Origin of the sequence: Pseudomonas sp. S3E17 (genome assembly GCF_024168685.1) — a bacterium.
GTDB classification, from domain to species: Bacteria; Pseudomonadota; Gammaproteobacteria; order Pseudomonadales; family Pseudomonadaceae; genus Aquipseudomonas; species Aquipseudomonas marginalis.
This window is the reverse complement of record NZ_JALJWE010000001.1, coordinates 6,354,787-6,375,263: the sequence shown is the minus strand read 5'-3', so window position 1 is coordinate 6,375,263 and position 20,477 is coordinate 6,354,787. Positions and strand designations below refer to the sequence as shown.

Annotated in this window: 13 protein-coding genes and 1 riboswitch; of the genes, 8 read left to right on the top strand and 5 right to left on the bottom strand. The window is 59.9% G+C overall.

What is annotated here, in order from left to right; all coding sequences use genetic code 11:
* Positions 1-3: 3 nt before the first annotated feature.
* The 5 genes from J3D60_RS28885 to J3D60_RS28865 all read left to right on the top strand — a co-directional run bounded on the left by J3D60_RS28885 (position 4) and on the right by J3D60_RS28865 (position 7,838).
* Positions 4-993, top strand: coding sequence for a tripartite tricarboxylate transporter substrate binding protein (locus J3D60_RS28885; RefSeq protein ID WP_161985712.1), 990 nt, complete (start codon positions 4-6; stop codon positions 991-993).
* 59 nt (positions 994-1,052) lie between these two features.
* Positions 1,053-1,511, top strand: coding sequence for a tripartite tricarboxylate transporter TctB family protein (locus J3D60_RS28880; RefSeq protein WP_065938884.1), 459 nt, complete (start codon positions 1,053-1,055; stop codon positions 1,509-1,511).
* Position 1,512: 1 nt separating this feature from the next.
* On the top strand, positions 1,513-3,027 hold the full coding sequence (locus tag J3D60_RS28875; RefSeq protein ID WP_027604329.1) for a tripartite tricarboxylate transporter permease: 1,515 nt from the start codon (positions 1,513-1,515) through the stop codon (positions 3,025-3,027).
* Positions 3,020-4,048 carry an AbrB family transcriptional regulator gene (locus tag J3D60_RS28870; protein ID WP_065938882.1) on the top strand — a complete coding sequence of 343 codons (1,029 nt, stop codon included), beginning with the start codon at positions 3,020-3,022 and terminating at the stop codon, positions 4,046-4,048. The genes J3D60_RS28875 and J3D60_RS28870 overlap by 8 nt, the downstream gene beginning before the upstream one ends.
* A gap of 163 nt (positions 4,049-4,211) precedes the next feature.
* Positions 4,212-7,838, top strand: coding sequence for a YncE family protein (locus tag J3D60_RS28865; RefSeq protein ID WP_253493626.1), 3,627 nt, complete (start codon positions 4,212-4,214; stop codon positions 7,836-7,838).
* A 90-nt stretch (positions 7,839-7,928) separates the two neighbouring features.
* Here J3D60_RS28865 and J3D60_RS28860 read toward each other — a convergent pair whose 3' ends face one another.
* The 4 genes from J3D60_RS28860 to ung form a co-directional block, all read right to left on the bottom strand.
* Positions 7,929-10,115, bottom strand: a complete 2,187-nt coding sequence (locus J3D60_RS28860) for an autotransporter outer membrane beta-barrel domain-containing protein (RefSeq protein ID WP_253493623.1) — start codon at positions 10,113-10,115, stop codon at positions 7,929-7,931.
* Positions 10,116-10,433: 318 nt separating this feature from the next.
* Positions 10,434-12,326 (bottom strand): hypothetical protein, encoded by a 1,893-nt coding sequence (locus J3D60_RS28855; RefSeq protein ID WP_253493621.1) that lies wholly within the window; start codon positions 12,324-12,326, stop codon positions 10,434-10,436.
* Between the two features lie 381 nt (positions 12,327-12,707).
* Complete coding sequence (locus J3D60_RS28850) at positions 12,708-14,675, bottom strand: hypothetical protein (protein ID WP_253493618.1); 1,968 nt, start codon at positions 14,673-14,675, stop codon at positions 12,708-12,710.
* Between the two features lie 143 nt (positions 14,676-14,818).
* Positions 14,819-15,511 carry a uracil-DNA glycosylase gene (ung, locus tag J3D60_RS28845; protein WP_253493616.1) on the bottom strand — a complete coding sequence of 231 codons (693 nt, stop codon included), beginning with the start codon at positions 15,509-15,511 and terminating at the stop codon, positions 14,819-14,821.
* A 136-nt stretch (positions 15,512-15,647) separates the two neighbouring features.
* Between ung and J3D60_RS28840 the strand changes: the two genes are divergently transcribed.
* Positions 15,648-16,760 carry an enoyl-CoA hydratase/isomerase family protein gene (locus J3D60_RS28840; protein WP_253493614.1) on the top strand — a complete coding sequence of 371 codons (1,113 nt, stop codon included), beginning with the start codon at positions 15,648-15,650 and terminating at the stop codon, positions 16,758-16,760.
* Between the two features lie 55 nt (positions 16,761-16,815).
* Here the strand turns inward: J3D60_RS28840 and J3D60_RS28835 are convergent, their stop codons facing one another.
* Positions 16,816-17,187, bottom strand: coding sequence for a hypothetical protein (locus tag J3D60_RS28835; RefSeq protein WP_081744398.1), 372 nt, complete (start codon positions 17,185-17,187; stop codon positions 16,816-16,818).
* 262 nt (positions 17,188-17,449) lie between these two features.
* On the opposite strand from J3D60_RS28835, the gene J3D60_RS28830 reads away from it, so the two are divergent.
* Positions 17,450-19,072, top strand: a complete 1,623-nt coding sequence (locus J3D60_RS28830) for a methyl-accepting chemotaxis protein (protein ID WP_253493611.1) — start codon at positions 17,450-17,452, stop codon at positions 19,070-19,072.
* Between the two features lie 168 nt (positions 19,073-19,240).
* Positions 19,241-19,342: riboswitch (guanidine-I (ykkC/yxkD leader) on the top strand.
* A gap of 60 nt (positions 19,343-19,402) precedes the next feature.
* Positions 19,403-20,470, top strand: a complete 1,068-nt coding sequence (locus tag J3D60_RS28825; RefSeq protein ID WP_253493609.1) for a putative urea ABC transporter substrate-binding protein — start codon at positions 19,403-19,405, stop codon at positions 20,468-20,470.
* Positions 20,471-20,477 lie beyond the last annotated feature (7 nt).

Genomic DNA, 20,477 nt, shown 5'->3' with positions numbered 1-20,477 from the left:
GAGATCACCATGACCCCTTCATTGCGTAAATTGGCCCTCGCCGCCGGCTGCATGCTGTTCGCCGGCCAACTGTTGGCCGCCGACGAACCCAAGCGCCCGGAATGCATCGCCCCGGCCTCCCCCGGCGGTGGTTTTGACCTGACCTGCAAACTGGCGCAAAGCGCGCTGGTCAACGAGAAACTGCTGAGCAAACCAATGCGCGTGACCTACATGCCGGGTGGCGTGGGCGCGGTGGCCTACAACGCCGTGGTGGCCCAGCGTCCTGCGGACGGCGGTACGCTCGTGGCCTGGTCCAGCGGTTCGCTGCTGAACCTGGCCCAGGGCAAGTTCGGGCGCTTCGATGAGAGCGCCGTACGCTGGCTGGCCGCCGTGGGTACCAGCTACGGTGCCATCGCGGTGAAAGCCGATTCGCCCTACAAGACCCTCGACGACCTGGTTAAAGCCCTGAAGAAAGATCCGGGCAGCGTGGTGATCGGTTCCGGCGGCACCGTCGGCAGCCAGGACTGGATGCAAACCGCCCTGATCGCCAAGGCCGCCGGGATCAACCCGCGCGAGCTGCGCTATGTGGCGCTCGAAGGCGGCGGTGAAATCGCCACCGCCCTGCTCGGCGGACATATCCAGGTCGGCAGTACCGACATCTCCGACTCCATGCCGCACATCCTCAGCGGTGACATGCGCCTGCTGGCGGTGTTCTCCGAGGAGCGCCTGGACGAGCCGGAAATGAAGAATATTCCGACCGCCAAAGAGCAAGGCTACGACATCGTCTGGCCGGTGGTGCGTGGTTTCTACCTCGGGCCAAAAGTCAGCGATGCCGACTACGCCTGGTGGAAGGAGGCCTTCGACAAACTGCTGGCCTCCGACGAGTTCGCCAAGCTGCGTGACCAGCGCGAACTGTTCCCGTTCGCCATGACCGGCCCGGAGCTGGACACCTACGTGAAGAAACAGGTGGCTGACTACAAAGTGCTGGCCAAAGAGTTCGGCCTGATCCAGTAATCGCCCCTCTGTCGCGCGGCCATGCCTGGCAAACCCCAGGCATGGCCCAGGAGTTCAACATGCTCTTACAACGCATTTTCGCCGCCGTACTGTTGCTGGCCTGCGCCATCCTGGCCTTGATGGCCTGGCCCTACCAGGCGTCGTTTTCCTACGAACCCGTAGGGCCCCGCGCCTACCCATTGCTGATGCTCGGGCTGATGAGCCTGGCGCTGATCTACATGCTGTTCCGCCCGCAACCCACCAAGCACACCGAAGAAGAACCGGCGCTGGACCGCCAGACCCTGGTCAAGATCGGCATCTGCGTGGCGCTGTTGATCGTATTTGCCGGCACCTTCGAGCCCCTGGGCTTCATCCTCAGCAGCATGCTGATCGGCATCCCCATGGCGCGCCTGTATGGCGGCCGCTGGGTGCCCAGCGTGGTGATCGTCAGCCTGATGGCCATCGGTCTTTATCTGCTGTTCGATAAGGCCATGGATGTTCCGCTGCCCCTCGGCCTGCTCGACGTTCTGGAGAACTGATATGGATACTTTCGGCTATTTGGGCCAGGGCTTCGGCGTTGCACTGTCCCCCTACAACCTGGTGACTGCCCTGTGCGGCACCCTGATCGGCACCGTGGTCGGCCTGTTGCCGGGCCTGGGCCCGATCAACGGCGTGGCGCTGTTGATCCCCATCGCGTTCGCCCTGGGCCTGCCGCCGGAATCGGCGCTGATCCTGCTGGCGGCCGTGTACCTGGGCTGCGAATACGGCGGCCGTATCAGCTCGATCCTGCTGAACATCCCGGGCGAAGCCTCCACCGTGATGACCACCCTCGACGGCTACCCGATGGCCCGCAAAGGCCTGGCCGGCGTGGCGCTGTCGTTGTCCGCGTGGAGTTCGTTCATCGGCGCGTTTATCGCCACCTGCGGCATGGTACTGTTCGCGCCGCTGCTGGCCAAATGGGCGATTGCCTTCGGCCCGGCGGAATACTTCGTGCTGATGGTGTTCGCGATTGTCTGCCTGGGCGGCATGGCCGGTGACAAACCGCTGAAGACCTTCGTGGCGGCGCTGATCGGCCTGTTCCTTTCCGCCGTGGGCATCGACGCCAACAGCGGCGTGTACCGGTTTACCGGCGATAACATCCACCTCACCGACGGCATCCAGTTTGTGGTGTTGGTGCTGGGCTTGTTCTCCATCAGCGAGATCCTGTTGCTGCTGGAAAAAACCCACCGAGGCCAGGAAGCAGTAAAGGCCACCGGGCGGATGATGTTCAACCTGAAGGAAGCAGGTTCGGTGTTCGTGGTGAACATTCGCTGTGGCCTGCTCGGTTTCATCATGGGCGTGCTGCCCGGCGCGGGCGCGACCCTGGCCTCGGCCGTGGCCTACATGACCGAGAAACGCCTGGCCGGTGCCAGCGGCAAATTCGGCCAGGGCGACATGCGCGGCCTGGCTGCACCGGAGACCGCCATCGGCGCGTCCGCCTGCGGTGCCCTGGTGCCGATGCTGACCCTCGGCGTTCCCGGCTCGGGCACCACCGCCGTGATGATCGGCGCCCTGTCGCTGTACAACATCACCCCCGGCCCGCTGCTGTTCCAACAGCAACCGGACATCGTCTGGGGCCTGATCGCCTCGTTGTTTATCGCCAACATCATGCTGGTGATCCTCAACATCCCGATGATCCGCATCTTCACGCGCATCCTCGCCGTGCCGAACTGGGCGCTGGTGCCGGTGATCGCGATCATCACCGCGATCGGTGTGTACGCGGTGCACGCCACCACCTTCGACCTGTTCCTGATGGTCGGCATCGGCATCTTCGGCTACATCCTGCGCAAGCTGGACTTCCCGCTGTCGCCGGTGCTGCTGGGCTTTATCCTCGGCGGCCTGATGGAGCAGAACCTGCGCCGCGCGCTGTCGATTTCCAACGGTGACCTGCAGATTCTCTGGTCAAGCCCCATCACCTTCGGGGTGTGGGTACTGACCGCGTTGATGCTGGCCTTCCCGCTGGTGCGCATCTACCGCAAACGTGCCCTGCAGCGTCGTGCCGTGGCCGATGTCTGAGGTCACCTTTAAACATTGGTGGGGAACACCGCTGGTCGGCCTGGCCGGCGGTTACCTGGCCAGCCTGGTCGGCTGGCCTTTGCCGTACATGGTCGGTTCCTTACTGGCGATCATCCTCGTGCGTTGCCTCACGCCGTGGCAGTTGGCGGAGATTCCCGGCGGGCGCAAATGCGGCCAATGGGTGGTGGGCATCGGCATCGGCCTGCACTTCACCCCGGTGGTGATCGAACAGGTGATGAGCCACTTCGGCCTGATTTTCTTCGGAGCGCTGGTCACCAGCCTGTCGAGCGTGGTGGGCGTGTGGTTGATGCGCCGCAGTGGTGAAGACCGCGCCACCGCGTTTTTCTCGAGCATGCCGGGCGGTTCCGGGGAGATGGTCAACCTCGGCTCGCGCAATGGCGCGGTACTCAGCCGTGTCGCGGCTGGGCAAAGTCTGCGCGTGCTGGTGGTGGTGCTGTGTGTGCCGGCGATCTTCAAATATTTGCTGGGCGGCGGTGCGCCGCAGTTTCATCCGGCGCCTGTCAGTTGGGCGTGGCTGGCGCTGCTGTTTCCACTCGGCGCACTGGTGGCCTGGGGCTGGCAGCGCTTGCGCCAGCCTAACCCGTGGTTGTTCGGCCCATTGCTGGTCAGTGCGACGGCCAGCGTGGTGTGGGACCTGCATATCGGCCTGCCCGACGGCGGCAGCCAGATCGGCCAGTGGTTGATCGGCAGCGGGTTGGGCTGTCACTTCAATCGGCAGTTCTTCCGTCGAGCGCCGTCGTTCATGGGCCGCACCTTGATCGGCACGGCCTTGACCATGGCGCTGGCAACGTTGGCGGCAGTGGGCTTGAGCGCCCTCACCCATCTGGATTTGCGCTCGCTGACCCTGGGCATGATGCCCGGCGGGATTGCCGAGATGAGCCTCACGGCCGAGACCCTGCAACTGTCAGTGCCGTTGGTGACGGCGATGCAGGTGATGCGCTTGTTGTTTGTGCTGTTCCTGGCGGAGCCACTCTTCCGGCACTGGAACCGGCAGCCATAACCCTCCTGTTTCAAAGGCCCGTTCCGGGCCACTGACCATTGGTCGGCACTGTCATTTCTCACAGCTATCCACGCTGCCTGGGACGGCGCTAAGTTGCTGAAACGACGAATGCGCAATCGACATTCCAGTCGTATCCCTCGTGCATGACAAAGGATTAGCTATCATGAGTCTTGATATTGATCTTAGTACCGATCTGCAATCCACCCACCTTCCTGCCGTGACTCCAGCACCTCCGAATGCCGACGATGAAGACGAGCTGGATGTGGACCTGTCCGCCCCCCAACGCCTGCTCCCCCAATACTTCGCTCCCCCCCAGTCAACTCAAGACGTGCTGACCCCGGCAGACTTCGCCAGAGTGCCGTTTTCCAGCCTGCCCCTTTACATTCCGGGGCTGACATCCGGTGTTCAAGGCTTTGATGGCGGCATCAACAAAGCGGCACTGGAAGTGCACCGTGAGGCGGGCCTGGGATGCATCCTCTTGCCTTACCTGGATATGGCTGATGGCGATTTCATCGAGTTGTTTTGCGTTGACACGGTCGTGCCGGCCGCTATCTACAACGTGACCAGTGATGATGTCGCAAAAGGCCGGGCAATTCCGCTCTATATCCGTCGTTCACGTCTGACCGACGGCACGGTCACCCCGGTGTTCATGAGAGCCACGTTCACTGGAGGGGGCTCCGAAGAAACCACTCGGTTAAGATTGAAGGTCGATACCGTCCCGCCTGCTGGCCGTAATCCGATTGCCAGCACCCTGCAGAATGAAAACCTGCCCATGCCGATATTTCCACAGGCAATCGTTGATTTCGGCGTGACCGATGCCGATGCACAGCACGGCGTGCCTGTTACATTCAGATTCTACCCGGTCGATGACGGCCAGCCCGCCAACACTTACCGCGCAACACGCGACCGTATTCGCCTGAGCATTGGCGGGGCATTTGCACCCATTCCGCCCCTCTCCGACGCCCAGGCGGCTGGCCGTGGTGATATCACCGTCACACTTTATTACGGGTTCTGGCAGCAAGTCGGCAGCGGTTCGCATGTGTGCGAATACGAGGTCATCGATGAAGTGGGCAACGCCTCTCAAGGATGGTCGCCGCCCCAGTTGCTCAATGTCCGTCTCAACGATGGCGCCGAGCCCTTGCTGCCGGCGGCGTTTGTCCTGGAAGCACCCGCGGGCACGCTCAACCACGATGGACTCAATGGCGCGAATGCGAGCATCTTTGTATCCACTCCGTCTCCGAACTTCATGGCCGGTGACATCGTGCGAGCCACCGCCGTGGGTCGTACGGTCAGCGGAAACCTCATTATCACCACGTATGATTCCCCGCCCCTGACAGCTCCCAGCTTTGTCATCATCCCTTGCCCTAACGAAGACTTGCGCAAGCTGATCGGAGGACGCTTCCAGCTGTCCTACGAACGCGTGCGCAGCGGCGTGCCGAACCGGCCATCCGAAAGCAGCATCGTGCAGGTGATCGGTACGCCCATCGAAACCGACCTACGTGCGCCCATCGTCATCGAAGCCAATGGGGATGTGATCGACCCACAACTGCTGGCTGTCAACGTCGAAGTGCTGGCGTATGACGGTCGGGATCCGTTCGACCTGATTACCCTGATCCTCGACGGCACCTACGCCAATGGCAGTCGCTACTACCGGGAAATCGACAAGCCGGCGGGCACCGGCGCTATCCTGTTCCGCCTCAACAACGGCCCCAACGGCGACATCGCCAAACTGGAAGGGGGCACGTTGCGGGTCCTCTATAAGGTAACCAACGCCGAGGGCAGCCGCACCTCGCTGGATGCGACGTTCAACGTCGGCAGCCCGGTCGCCTCGTTGCCCGAACCTCTGGTAGAAGAAGCGCCCCCACCGCTGTATCAATTCGACCCGGCCGTGTCACTCGGCGATGCCCAGATCCTGGTCAAGAGCAATCCCGACTTCCACGTAGGCGACACCGTCGTCCTGCACTGCGAAGGCACTGCCCCCGGCGGTACCCAGCCACCGAAACGCTTCCCTATCCAGAGTTTCTGGGTCGGCCGCGACCTGCCCTTCACACTTGAGCGCCGCTTCATTACGCCCAACCTGGGCCAGAGCATGCGCATCTACTACACCCGCGAACGCGATAACACACTGACGCGTTTCTCGCTGCCGGTGAACATGGGGGTCGGTTCCAGGCTGCTGCTGCGCGCACCGACAGTCGTCGAGGCCACGGTGACAGGCACCGATATCGCCACGCTCAACCCACTGCACGTGCTGCCGCCGCGCCCAGAAATCGTGACCATCCGCGTGATCACTGACACGCTGCCACCGAGTGCGGATATCAAGGTGTACATCATCGGCAAACCGGGGGTCGGCTCGCCGGATATCCCGATTAAACCGGCGCGGCCCGAACCCGGCGGAAACTACACCAGCTTTACCGTGCCCAGCGACTTTGTCGGCGCGTACCTGGGTGGGGAATGCACGGTGTTTTACAACCTGATTGAAATCGGCAAGACCAGCAAGTCCGATGACCTGACGCTGAAAATCGAAGCATTGGCGCCGCAGGAACTGGACCTGGTGACCATTCCAGAAGCGGTGGGCAACCAGGTGGAGACCGGCAAGTCCTACACCGTGCTGGTACAAGGATGGCCGTTCATGCGCCAGGGCCAGGCGGTTTGGATCGACCTGTTCAGCAGCAGTCATCTGGACTTACGGATCGCAGTGCCGGTCAGCAGCGAGGAGTTCACGGACAAACGCATCCGGGCACCGATACCGGCCAGTTACCTGCGAAGCCTGCACGAAGGTGACACGCTCAGAGCCCAGGTGCTGGTGTCGCTGGATGGCACCGGCTACAAGTCTTCGGCTACGCCGTTGACACTTTCGCCGGCGTACAGGGTGAAGAAGGCATCGGGAGTGGTTGAAGGGGCAATCGCGGTGGGCAACACACCCAACCACCTTGCGCTGAGTTCTGACAATTCGACACTCTATGTGGCCAACTTTGGCAGTAAGACGGTATCTGTCATCGATACCGCTACACGGAAAGTGACACACACGATCTCGCTTGCAACGGCACCTCGCGGCATAGCCATTCATCCGAACGGCCAAACCTTGTATGTCACCGTTGAAACGGCTTGGGCGACGCTTGCCATTGAGACTGAGAACTTCCAGACAATCAAAACCATTAATGGACATACTTCTTGTTCAGCAATCCGCTTGAATCCTACAGGCTCACGCCTATATATAGGCAATGACTTCTACCCCTTTACACAAGAAATCGAAACATCAACTAACACATCCGTGAAATTTCTCTACGGCAGCTACTATTATGCAAGTGCGATTACAACTAACCGTTCTGGCAGTCGAGTTTACACAACGGGTTACTATGTAAGTGAGTTCAATCAATCTAACGGCACGCTTTTAGGCAGTTATCACAATGGGTCTACAGAATCCAAAGGTATTGCCTACAGCCCTACTGAAGAAGTCCTCTACGTGACAACCTATGGTTCGACGCCTACCAATGGCACCCTTAATATACTTTCAGCAACGACCACCCCGCCCTCTCTTATCAAGAAGATCGAGAGCCTTCACCAGCCTTGGGGAATAGCATTCGCACCAAACGGCGATAAAGCCTATATGTGCCTGCATGCAGACAACTCGATAAAAATCATCGATACGACAACCCGACTCATCACTGGAGAAATCAATACCACCACCCACCCGCTGGATCGTCCAAAAGAAATTGTTATCAGCTCTGATGGCGGGGTGGCGTACGTTGCCAACTCCGGAAATAACAATGTCATTATCGTCAGCCTTTAAGCCATAAAAAATGCCCCCGTTCTTTCGAGCGGGGGCATTTTTTTATTACCGGTACAGTTTGAACTGCCACCAAACCCTGCATTCACCGACTTAGAAATCGTACCGCAACCCCACGTTCACCCCATAAGGCTGCTTGATATTCTTGCCGACGCTGTGCTCCATGTCCGCATGCAGCTTCAGGTTCTGCGATACCGACATCGCCACACCCGCGCCGACCTTGAAGCGCGAGCCGGACAGGTCGTTGTTGAAGGCATTATCGTTAACGAACACCTTGTTGCTCTGGTCGAACTCATGGGCTACCGCAGCCTTCAGGTACGGTTGCAGCACACTGCCGCTTTCCAGCTGGATATTGCGCCCAACCGTGGTGCCCAATTCGGCAATCACCGTGCTCGAACGATCCCCCTTGGCATCCAGGCCATTGTCCAGCGTGTAGCTCTGGGCCTGGGTAATCACCGCGTCCACCTTGCCGTAAGGCTCGACGAAGAAATCATCGTCCAGCTTGATGTGCCGGCCGACTTCCGCCGATGCACCTACCGCGTTTTGCGTGTAATTGCCCTTGGCTTTCTTGCCGTCGCTCATGGCCACCTTGGACTCGTTGTGCAGGCGGTTGAATTTGAGCACACCGTCGAAGTAAAAGCCGCTCTCGGCATCCATCCAAGTGGCGTAGCCGCCCACATAGTAGCTGTTGATGGTGGCACTGCTGCCTCGGTTCAGATCCAGATCCGAGCTGCTGTGACCGGCCATGGCACCGATCAACCACTGTCCGTCGCCACCCTCTACCGGTACATCGGCACCCAGGGTGAAACCACGTTGCGTCTGGTTGTAACCCAGGCCGGTCGTGTCGTTGGACACCTCGTATTTGTTGCCATAGGCGCGGGTCCACAGGCCTGCGGATTTGCCGTCGCTGAAGCGCAACTCGCCCATACGGGTGCGCAGGGTGGTCATCTCGCCCAGCAACACGGTCGGCGCGGCGTTGAACAACGCCAGCACGGAGTTGGTGCTCGGGCTGATGACTTTGCTGTCCGGGTCGAGGTACCAGTCCTTGCTCTCGTTATCGTCGATCAGGCTGTAGGAGTAGGTGCCCACATCCACACGATCGCCCAACAGGCTGAACCTCGCGCCGCCATCGGCGGTATGCACCACGTGCAGACGGTCATCGCGCAATGGGTCGGCGCCGCTGCTGGAAATCAACAGCTTGTGGTCACCCGACGAAGTACCGGTAACGTTGAGGAAGTCGCCGGTCAACGTGGAGAAATCCGCACTCATGTGGAAGGTGCCGTTGCCCGACAGGTTGTTCACATCCAGTTGGTAGAACGTACCGGTGTCACCGAACTTGACGTTACCGCCGCTCAGCGACAGGTCGCCCAGTTGCTGGTTGTCGACCATCACCCACGTCGCGTCATTGTTGATGGCCAGCTTATCGACACTCTCCAGGCGGCCAGTCAGGATCGAGCCGTTGTCGAGGCCAACGCTGGCCGTGCCGCCGTTGTTGATCACGTCGCCATTCATGATCGCGCGGTCCAGGCTCAAGTCCAGCACACTCGACGTGCCGACTTGAATGTTGCCGCTGAGGGCCGTGCTACTCACGCGCATGTCAGCGGAGCCGCCGTTGGTCAGTTCCAGCATATTGCCGTTGCCGCCCACCAGGGTAGAGCCGTTGGCGACGTTGATCTGGGTCCCCCCCGGGTAGTCCACCAGGATCGCCGCGCCCGTTTCACCCACCACGTCGGTGTTATTGAGGGTCAATACGGAGGGGTTGTCCTGAGTAGGCAGGCGGTAGGCCACAATGCCGTTGGTGCCCCCGACAATGAGGCTGTTGTTGGCCGTCAGTTGGCCGTCATACGACGACAAACCCGTCTTGCCGCCATAGACATTGGTGCGGTCCAGCGTCAAGGTGCTGGAACCGTTGAGCAGGATGCCGTCGGTCGCGCCTTCAATCAGGCTGTTGCTGATCTGGACGCTGGAGCCTTGGGTGCTCAGGGAACCCACAATCATGCCGGCGCCGCCGGCACTGGAAATATACGCCCCGTCAATGTTGGCCTGGCTGCCGTAGAGGGCAACACCCACCTCACCGTCGAGGGTCGTTTTCACTTGCCCACCGGTCATGTTGAACGTCGAGCCGTAGGCCGTAACGCTCACGATATCCGCGCCGTTGGCGGTCAACGTGGCATCGGTGACTTTATAGCGGTCACGCTGCGAGCTCTCATCGATAACCACGTTCTGACCAGGATGAATATCCACAGCCAAGGCTTGTGTGGCGACCAGGGAAAACGGCATGACCGCCATGACCTTAATTGCAGTGGCGAGTCGTGATAAAGGAAAAGACGTTTCGTTACTCAAGGGCAGTACCTCTATTCGGATGACTGAACAAGCCAATCGATTACAGGACCATCGACTCAGGCTTTCAGAGGCGCAAAGAGTACGGAACGAAGAGGGCGATGCATGTCAGCCGATTCCAAGAGCGCGTAGGACTTATCCTAATCACGCACCAGTAAAGGAGACTTGATAGAAAGGAAAATAGGGCGGGTGATAAAACCACACGAACCGTTGAGGCAACCCTCACCGGTTCGTGCATTTCAAACAGCGAGTAATGGATTATCCGCAGATAGTCCCATCGCCTCTACGACGAGTTAAATACACCACTGTGGGGTCGGACTCTCCCTGTGTTACGCCATCAGCCTTGAGAACTCGATAGTAGGCTTCGATACGGCCTAGCGTAACGGGTTGGATAAACACCGGGAAAGGCACGGTACGAAGCTCGCCTGGGTGCCCCGGCACGTTGTGATCCAACGTGACCGTGACTGGATCAAAGGCATGTTCAACCGTGATGATCGTGGAATTGAGATCATCAGGACCGTAGACCACCCACACCAGAGTGACCTTATCACCGGTACGCAGGTTCTCAGGGTCGAGGATCTCCGTGCTGATGCCATTGGTAACACCCTGGTCGCAGGTGATGACGAATAATCCTTCGCCTGCAGATAGCGCATCAGTAAATACGATGGGCGCAAGGTCGGTGAGTTGGCTGGCAAACACATCAACCGGCGTCTCCAACGAGAAGATAATGTTGCCATTGACCCCGTTATTGAGCTCGTACCACACCGGTAGTTTTTCGCCGTTACCGGCCAGGGCAATCACGTTGGCCGGAACGGTAATTACGAACTCTGCGGCGCTCTCGTCCGCCAATGTCACGGTGTAGGGCGGCGTGAGGGCGGGTATGCCTCTCCAGAAGATCTGAATCCTGTGCCCTTCGCGCGCTCCGGGGTAGACAGCAAAGCGTGCGGTAGCATTGCCCGTGTCTCCCGGCCCGATCTCGTTGATCAGGCCTTCCGAAGACTCTATCTCGATCAGGTCCAGGTTAGGATTGACAGGGCCTGGGTCCTCAGGAATCCCACCCGCCGAGGTCAGGTCCACATCCACCGTGAGGGTGGTTGAATAGGGCGAAGCGCCCCCCGCACGAACCACCCGGTAACGGACGTCTGCCTGATAGGGAGCGTCCAGTCCACCCGCGTCCCTGAGGATATCCCACGGAATGGGGACCCTCTGCGGCCAGGACACTGACGGCAAGGTATAGGTGATCACCAGGCCGTTGAAGTCAATCTGGATATCATCACCCACTTGGGCATTGTCATAGCCATCGATAAAGACTTCCGCCCTTCCCAGTTGCACATCGGTGAGGTCAAGAGGCGCTTCTGGAATGCGAGGGGGTTGCAGGTTGTCTGGGAAGGGGTCCGTCACTACCGTCACATGCGTCAGTTCCGGCGGCCAAGAAGTGTTGTTGCCAGCACGGTCCGTGTAACGGTAGGCAAGATATTTCATGCCGGCGCCTTGCGCCACAATCTGAGCGGTGGTCAACGTAAGAATAAACGGTGCGGTGGTTCTGGTTAAAGGCGCATTGAAAATGGGAGTCGGGGTAGGGAACCCCCAGTACACCATCACCATATCACCCTCTTGGGGGTCAAGGCGGCCGGGGACGGTCAAGTCAAGTTTATCATCGTGCTCCGCCAACCCCTCCAGTGTGATTAAACCGTCCACCACCCAGGCTGGTAGGCCAATAGCTTCGGGGATGATTCGGGCGTTGGGATCGAGGCGGTCGATCGTCACTCGCGTATTGCCCGAACGCTCATCGGCGCCCACCCCCACAAACACCTCATAACTCAGCCTTTTCTCGCCGTGCTCGCCAATGTCCTGTTCCGGAATCGAAAATGTATAAGGCCAAATATGCGCGGACAACGGTTTCGTAAAGGGAATACGCGCGCCATAGGGCGTTCCATTAATGTAGAGCTGCAGATTATCCGGGTTGGAACCCGGAATCGGAAAGGTATCGGTCCAGCTATCAATTTCACACTGGACACCCTGTTGATAAAGCGTGGCCAGCCGCATCAAGTTAGGCTGCCCACCGGGGATATCAGGGAGCGTATTGACGACGCGCAAGTCGTCGACCGCATACGCCCCACCCGGCGAATAACCTCGCGGATGTCGTTTCAATAGAGCATCCGTCGGCTGAGTGGGTGGGGTTTGGTTATTTGAGTTTGCCATCGGTATGTACTCGAAAGGTTAAGGACTGTGCTCGCCCAATGCAATTGAACCAAGGACAGATTAATTAAACGCCTTTTAACTTCGAGGCACAGCCTGTCAAATCTGACAGATGCACAATATGAAAAAGTGTGCTTGAAAATAACAACCTGCGATTGGTTGTTTTTAATAACTCACTCATGCGCAAACATAATCGGCTAGTAACATAAAATCTAACCCGACATAGCCTCGCGACTTGGAAGTCCCTCATAGCCAATAGCGCTGCGCCATTGGTCGAAAATCAAGGTAAAAAAAGAGGGCTTGCGCCCTCTTCTTTGTCATTGCTTGCACAGGTCACATTTTACTCGACGGCCCCAGGCAGGTGCCCCCACCCGGCCGTTTCAGATCGATGTAAATCAGCTTCCTCAACGATAGCCCTGTAGGCCCCGTGGCCTTGTACAGTCGGTAAGAAACAACTGCAGACCCCCATTCGGCAACGAGACCTGGAAGGGTAATCAACGGATTGAAGGGCAGGATCTGGATTTGCGCGACACCGATGTCACGATCATCACTCGTCAGTAGGTGATCGAACCACACATCCGTGCCATCAAAATGCTCCCCATTGCCATTTTTGCTCGGGTAGCTTTTCCAATACAGCCGAACCGTGTCGCCGACCTCGAAATGCTGCGAGTTCCAGTCTATTCCCAGGAACACCCCCTCCCAAGGCTCCGGAGTGGTGCCGCAGGCCACAAAGTCGCGGGTACTGTCATTGAGCAACCGAGGCCGCTGCAAGCCAATCAACGTATCGAACTCCACCCGTACCGGCGTGAACGGGCTGCGTTGACGATTGACGCCATTGTCAGTCCAGTAGTAGACCTCAAGCGCTGGATTGGAGCCGGTCGACACCACTGTCCAGAGCACCTGGATCGTGACCAACTGCCCTGCAACATCGCCTGGCTGCACCACATACTCGCCAGCATAAGTGTCATCATTGCCCCAATACAACTCCAGCCTCTCACCCACGACAGGGTTAAAAAACAGGGGAACCTCCACCGGGACTGGCCCCGGCTCATCGACAGCCGTAACGACATTATCCCCAGAACGGCCTTTTACGGTGACCCTCTCCAAACCGGGATTGATCGGGTCAGGGCCAATGGGCGAAACGCCTGCAACCGAAAGGTCGACCAGGTAGAAGCTGTCGGGAGAGCTCTTCGATGCCGTACCCCGCCGGTACAGATAGCGCACCCGTACCGGGTAAGTATTGTCGAAGCCGCCGTCAGCCAGAATCGGCCAGGGCACCGGCACTGGAATGGGCCACTGCTGCACCGCGCCGATGGTAATCGGTCCAAGGGCATGGGTGTTCCAGAACGGAAAAATTCGGTCCCCAGGGGCTGCGTCGGTGATCTGTGGAATCGACACGGTTACACCTTGGCGCACGTCCTCCAGGTTGATCAAGCCATCCGCCTCGGCCAAGGGCACCAACGGCCGCGGCAGGTCGGGCAGCGTTGCCAGTGACACGTTCAGCGTCACCGGCTCGGAAAACGGCCCCACCCTACCGGCTCGATCAGTCAGGGTGTAGGAAGCAAAACGTTGCCCCGGGCCGCTGGTACGCACAAATGCCTCGGGAAAGGTGAACTCGATAGGCGCACCTTCAACATGCGACCGCTCGATAACAACGACACCCACCAGGTTGACGTCGGGAAATTCGCCCCAGTAGTACCTGACGACATCTTCAGTCCGAATATCCAGCCACCGCGGTACGATGGCCGGCACCCCGCCATTGCGGACCAGATAGTCATCTGTCACTTCAACCAGGACCTCGTCCTCAAACTCCAGCGGCAGGCCGGGGTTATCAAAATTGGGCGCAGTCTTGTCGATATTGATAAACGTCGGGAAGGATTCAGTCAGCGGCACAAACGCCGAGCTGACTCGATAATTCAAACGCCGAATGCCCCCGGTAGACAGGAGGTGAGCGGGTAATGCCTGAGTCAATGGAAACACCACGTCGGGGTCGTACGGCCCCGGGATCGTGTGCCTATGTTCGACCTCCCCCTGCCAGAGGTACTCCACCAACGTGGGAACTGCGAAGTTGGAATGATGGACCGGCCAGACCCTCGCGATCGTCACCAGCAAATCCTGGTCCTGCAGGCTCACTGGCAGGGTGTACGCCGCCTCATCCCACAGCAACGGCAGTGCCTGGCTCGGGATGGGGTTGTCCAGGCTCATGATCGACTCGGAACGTTTGCGCGGGGGGCGCTTATCGTCAGCCGGCTGCCGCGGGTCAACGGGCTGGGCGTCAGAGGGCAGATTCGACTCGGACATGTTTAATCTCCTTGAGCAATCAATCGATGATCGACCATTGACTACCGTTCTGGTGTTCGCCAGATCGACAAGGCCAAGGAGATTATTAAATGCGCAAAACGACCTACTCGATACTGTCGGAAATAACAGGTAGGGCGTTCCAGTCAGACCGGTGGTAGCGCCCAATCAATGGGGGTTTCTCCGTTTTGCTGAAGAAACTTGTTGGTGCGGCTGAAATGTCCGCAGCCCAGGAATCCGCGATACGCCGACAACGGCGACGGATGCACCGACGTCAGCACCAAATGCTTGGTGGCATCGACCAGCTTCTGTTTGCCCTGGGCATGGGCGCCCCACAACAGGAACACCAGGTGCGGCTGGTGTTCGCTGACCACCTCGATAATGCGATCGGTAAAGAACTGCCAGCCCTTGCCGGCATGGGCATTGGCGTTGGCGCGTTCCACGGTCATGGTGGTGTTGAGCAGCAACACGCCCTGGTCGGCCCAGCTTTGCAGGCAGCCGTGGTTGGGGATGTCGATGTTCAGGTCGCGCTTGAGCTCTTTGTAGATATTGACCAGGGACGGCGGCGCCGGTACGCCCGGTTGTACCGAGAAGCACAGGCCGTGGGCCTGGCCGGGACCGTGGTACGGGTCCTGGCCGAGGATCACCACCTTGACCTTGTCCAGCGGCGTTGAGTTAAGCGCATTGAAGATCAGCGGACCGGGCGGGTAGATCTCTTTGCCGGCGGCATGTTCCTGGCGCAGGAACTCGCGCAACTGGGCCATGTAGGGCTTATCGAACTCATCACGCAGGGCGTGTTTCCAGCTGGGTTCGAGTTTGATACGGTCGCCTTCGGTCATAGTTGAAATGTCTTGTAGAAAAGAATGAGGCGAACCCTAGGAAAGCCGGCCCTGCTTGTCAATTGATCTGACACACCACCGGCACTTTCCCACGAAGCGATCATACTGATCCTTCACCTTCTCGATTGAGGTCACGATGAATCTGCACTTCGAAGAACTGACCGGCAGTGGCGGCGCCCGCGTCGGCATCGCCAGCCTCGACGCTGAAAAGTCCCTCAATGCCCTCTCTTTGCCGATGATCCTGGCCCTGACAGATCGCCTGGAGGCCTGGGCCAAAGACCCGGCGATCGTCTGTGTGCTGCTGCGTGGCAACGGGCCCAAGGCCTTTTGCGCCGGGGGCGAAGTGCGCAGCCTGGCCCTGGCCTGCCGCGAGCAGCCGGGTGAAGTGCCGGCCCTGGCCGCACAGTTTTTTGCTGCGGAATATCGCCTCGACTACCGCTTGCACACTTACCCTAAGCCGCTGATCTGCTGGGGCCACGGTTACGTGCTGGGCGGGGGCATGGGCCTGCTGCAAAGCGCGGCCATACGGATTGTCACGCCGAGCAGCCGCCTGGCCATGCCCGAGATCAGCATCGGCCTGTACCCGGACGTGGGCGCAAGCTGGTTCCTGTCGCGCCTGCCGGGCAAGTTGGGCTTATTCCTTGGCCTTACCGGTGCCCATATCAACGGCCGTGACGCCCTGGACCTGGGCCTGGCCGACCGTTTCCTGCGCGACGATCAACAAGACGAGTTGCTCGATGGCTTGCTGCAACTGAACTGGCAGGAACAGACCGCGATACAGCTCAATAGCCTGTTCAAGGCCCTGGCCCAGGAAGCCGTGGCCCAGCAACCCGAGGCGCAATGGCTGCCGCGCCGGGCACAGATCGACGAATGGCTGGACGTCGGCGATGTGCGCAGCGCCTGGCGCGCCTTGAGCCCGCTGCGTGACCACGCGGACCCACTGTTCAATCGCGCCGGCAAGACATTAAGCGAAGGCTGCCCGCTGACCGCGCACCTGGTGTGGGAACAGATCCAACGGGCCCGCCATCTGTCCCTGGCCGAGGTGTTCCAGATGGAATACACCCTGAGCCTGAACTGCTGCCGCCATCCGGAATTCAGCGAAGGGGTACGCGCGCGGTTGATCGACAAGGACCAGAAACCCCATTGGCATTGGCCTGACATCAATACGGTCCCGGACGCCGTGGTGCAGGCGCACTTCACCAAGGCGTGGGAAGGCCGGCACCCGCTGGCGGACTTGTCCGATTACTGAGGTTTTGCGCCCATGAAAAAGCGGCGCTTCATGCGCCGCTTGTCATACAGGCCGGTCAACGGTGACCGCCGCGGCCACCTCCACGGTCATGATCGCCACCGCGTCCATGCCCGCCATTGTTCCAACGATCCCCCCAGCCTTGGTTCGGGTATGGCCGGTAACCGGCCCTTGGCCCTGACGGGTAATAGCGAGGCGCCGGCTGGTAATAACGCGGTGCCGAGTAGTAACGCGGTGCCGGAGCGTAATAACGCGGCGACGGGTAGTAATCACGGCGATATTGATACGCCGTGCCGCCGCCGTAGTAATAAGCCGGCGCCGGTGAGGTGTAGACCTCGGAACGGTAGTAGCTCTGGCCTCCATCGTAGTAGGGCACACAAGCGGAAAGGGTCAGACCGAGTAAAGCGCTGAGCAGCAGTCGTCGATACATGGCGGCCTCCTGGACCGCGGAAGAGCACCTCCAGCGACGCTGGGGGGCGGCATTCAGCTTTCACTGAATGACGAAGTATCTGACATCAAAAAACGAAACTGGTGCGTTTTCGCAATAGTTTGAAACATGTGTGTAACCGTCATGAACAGGGCTTTTTTGTACGAACTGAAACTTTCCGGATTTGCATGATGTCATTACGACATCGCACAATGCCAGGGAGGCTCTAGCGCGAGCTTCCTCCCCTCATCCCCGGATTCCAGTCATGAAGATTTCAACCAAACTGCTGCTCTCATTTGTATTGTGCGCGTTCATCACCCTCGTCGTGGGCGCCTTGGGTATCAAGGGCGTGACACGGCTGGCTTCGGCGCTTGAACTGACCTTCTCGAACAACCTGGTCTCGGTGAGCAATACCGCCGCCACCCTCAATGGCATGGTCGCCCACAACCGTGGCCTGTATCGCCTGGTGGATGCCAGCAATGGCGATGTGGCCCAGCAGGACCGCGAACGCGTGCGCCAGGACATCGCCAACGAACTCAAACGCAGCCAGACTGCCTACGCCATTTATCGCGCCACACCGTTGGAAGATGACGAACGGGCAGCCGGCGACAAGTTCGACCAGATCTGGCCCACCTACGTCAGTAACTCCGAAGGCATCATCGCGATGCTCGATGCCGGCCAGCTTGCGCAAGCCCGTACGCAGCTCAACACCAGTAACAATGAACTGTTCCGCCAGGCACGTGAGCTGATTCGCGTGATGGTCGACTCCAATAACCGCCAGATCAAGGAAGGTGCCGCCGCCGCCGACGAGCTGCGCAACAGCGCGATGACCTGGATGATTGCCGGCATCGTGCTGGCCTTCATCATTGCAATCATCATTGGCGTGCTGATCACGCGGCTCATCACCCGTCCCATCGCCCAGGCGGTGGAAGGCGCGCAGCGCATTGCCAAGGGTGACCTGACCCAAGCCATCGTTACCGAGCGCACCGACGAAGCCGGGCAACTGTTGATGGCGTTGTCCGATATGCAGGGCGGCCTGAAAAACACCCTGGTGGAAATCGCCAACGCTTCCGACCAGCTCGCGTCAGCCGCTGAAGAGCTGAGCGCGGTCACCGACGAAAGCAGCCGTAGCCTGACCCGCCAGAACGACGAAATCCAGCAAGCCGCCACCGCCGTCAACCAGATGACCGCAGCGGTCGACGAAGTGGCGAGCAACGCCGTGTCGACCTCCGAGGCGTCGCGCCAGGCCACCACCGAAGCCGAGGACGGCCGCCAGCAGGTGGAGCAGGCCGTGTCGGGCATGTCATCGATGGTGGTCGAGATCAACGATTCGACCCAATCGGTCGCCGACCTCGCCAACCAGGTGCGCGAAATCGGCAAGGTGATTGATGTGATCCGCGGCATTGCCGACCAGACCAACCTGCTGGCCCTCAATGCCGCCATCGAAGCCGCCCGAGCCGGTGAGCAAGGTCGCGGTTTTGCGGTAGTGGCCGATGAGGTGCGGGCGCTCGCCCACCGCACCCAGACCTCCACGGTCGACATCGAGAAGATGATCGGTGAAGTCCAGGCCGGTGCCGATGGCGCTGTGGCCGCCATGAACAAAAGCCTGACCTGGGCCAACAACACCCAGACCCTGGCGCAAAATGCCGGCCAGGCGCTGGAGCGCATCACCGCCAGCGTGGCCAGTATCAACGAGCGCAACCTGGTAATCGCCTCGGCGTCCGAGGAACAGGCCCAGGTGGCCCGGGAAGTGGATCGCAACCTGCTCAACATCCAGGACCTGTCCACCCAGACCGCCGCCGGTGCGCACCAGACCAACGCCTCCAGCCAGGACCTGTCGCGCCTGGCCACCTCGTTCAATGTGCTGGTCAGCAAGTTCCAGCTGTAAGCGCCTCATCACAGTGCGCCGGCGCACCTGCGTGGCGCACACCGCCCTCGTCTACACCCTCCTCTCCCGCCCGCCCGGCTGAACCGCCGGGCATCGAAGCCACTTGGCACGACTCTCGCTTTGTCTCTTGCGTGCAGGATTCATCACAGGTTCGCGGCACCACAATTTGCAATGGCCGACTAGGGTTCCGGCTCGCCGAAAGCGAGTGGCTGGTCCGAGAGTTGGCGACCTCCAGTTGAGGTTACACGGCGGGATAAAAGCCCGGGAGACAAGCCACCGCTCACGGTGCCGCGTTGCTCCTGCTCGCCCTTGATCAACTGGAGAAGCCCCATGCCCTCAATCCGTTTACCCGCCCTGCTCGCCGTCGTCTTTGCCGCCGTGCTGAGCGTCCAGGCCCAAGCCGCCCCCAAAAAACACTTCAGCGTGTGCTGGACGATCTACGCCGGCTGGATGCCGTGGGAGTACGCCGGCAGCCAAGGCATCCTCGACAAGTGGGCGAAGAAATACGGCATCACCATCGACATGGTGCAGCTCAACGATTACGTCGAATCCATCAACCAGTACACCGCCGGCCAGTTCGACGGCTGCACCATGACCAACATGGACGCCCTGACCATCCCCGCCGCCGGTGGCGTGGACAGCACCGCGCTGGTGGTCAGCGACTTCTCCAACGGCAACGACGGCGTGGTGATCAAGGGCGCCGGCAAGACTGTGGCCGACCTCAAGGGTATGAACGTCAACCTGGTGGAACTCTCGGTGTCCCACTACCTGCTGGCCCGCGCGCTGGAGTCGGCGGACTTGACGGAAAAAGACCTGAAGGTGGTCAACACCTCCGATGCCGACATCGCGGCGGCGTTCAACACCGACCAGGTCCAGGCCGTCACCACCTGGAACCCGATGCTCTCGGAGATCAAGGCCAAGCCTGGGGTGAGCCAGGTGTTCGACTCCAGCAAAGTGCCCGGCGAAATCATGGACATGATGGTGGTCAACACCCAGGTCCTCAAAGACAACCCCAAGCTGGGTAAAGCGCTGACCGGCGCCTGGTTCGAAGTGGTCGCGCTGATGAACGCCAAGGGCCCCGCCAGCACCGCAGCCCTCGAACATATGGCCAAGGCCTCGGGCACTGACCTTGCGGGCTTCCAGTCGCAACTGGACACTACCAAGCTGTTCGTCACGCCCCAGGAAGCCCTGGCCTTCGCCACCAGTCCACAGTTGCCCGCCACCATGGGCAAAGTCGCCGAGTTCTCGTTTAAACACGGCCTGCTGGGTGAAGGCGCCAAGGACGCCAGCGCCGTGGGCATGCGCTTCGCCAACGGTGTGACCAGCGGCGACAAGGCCAACCTCAAGCTGCAGTTCGACCCCAGCTACGTACAGATGGCCGCCGACGGCAAGCTGTAAGAGGACC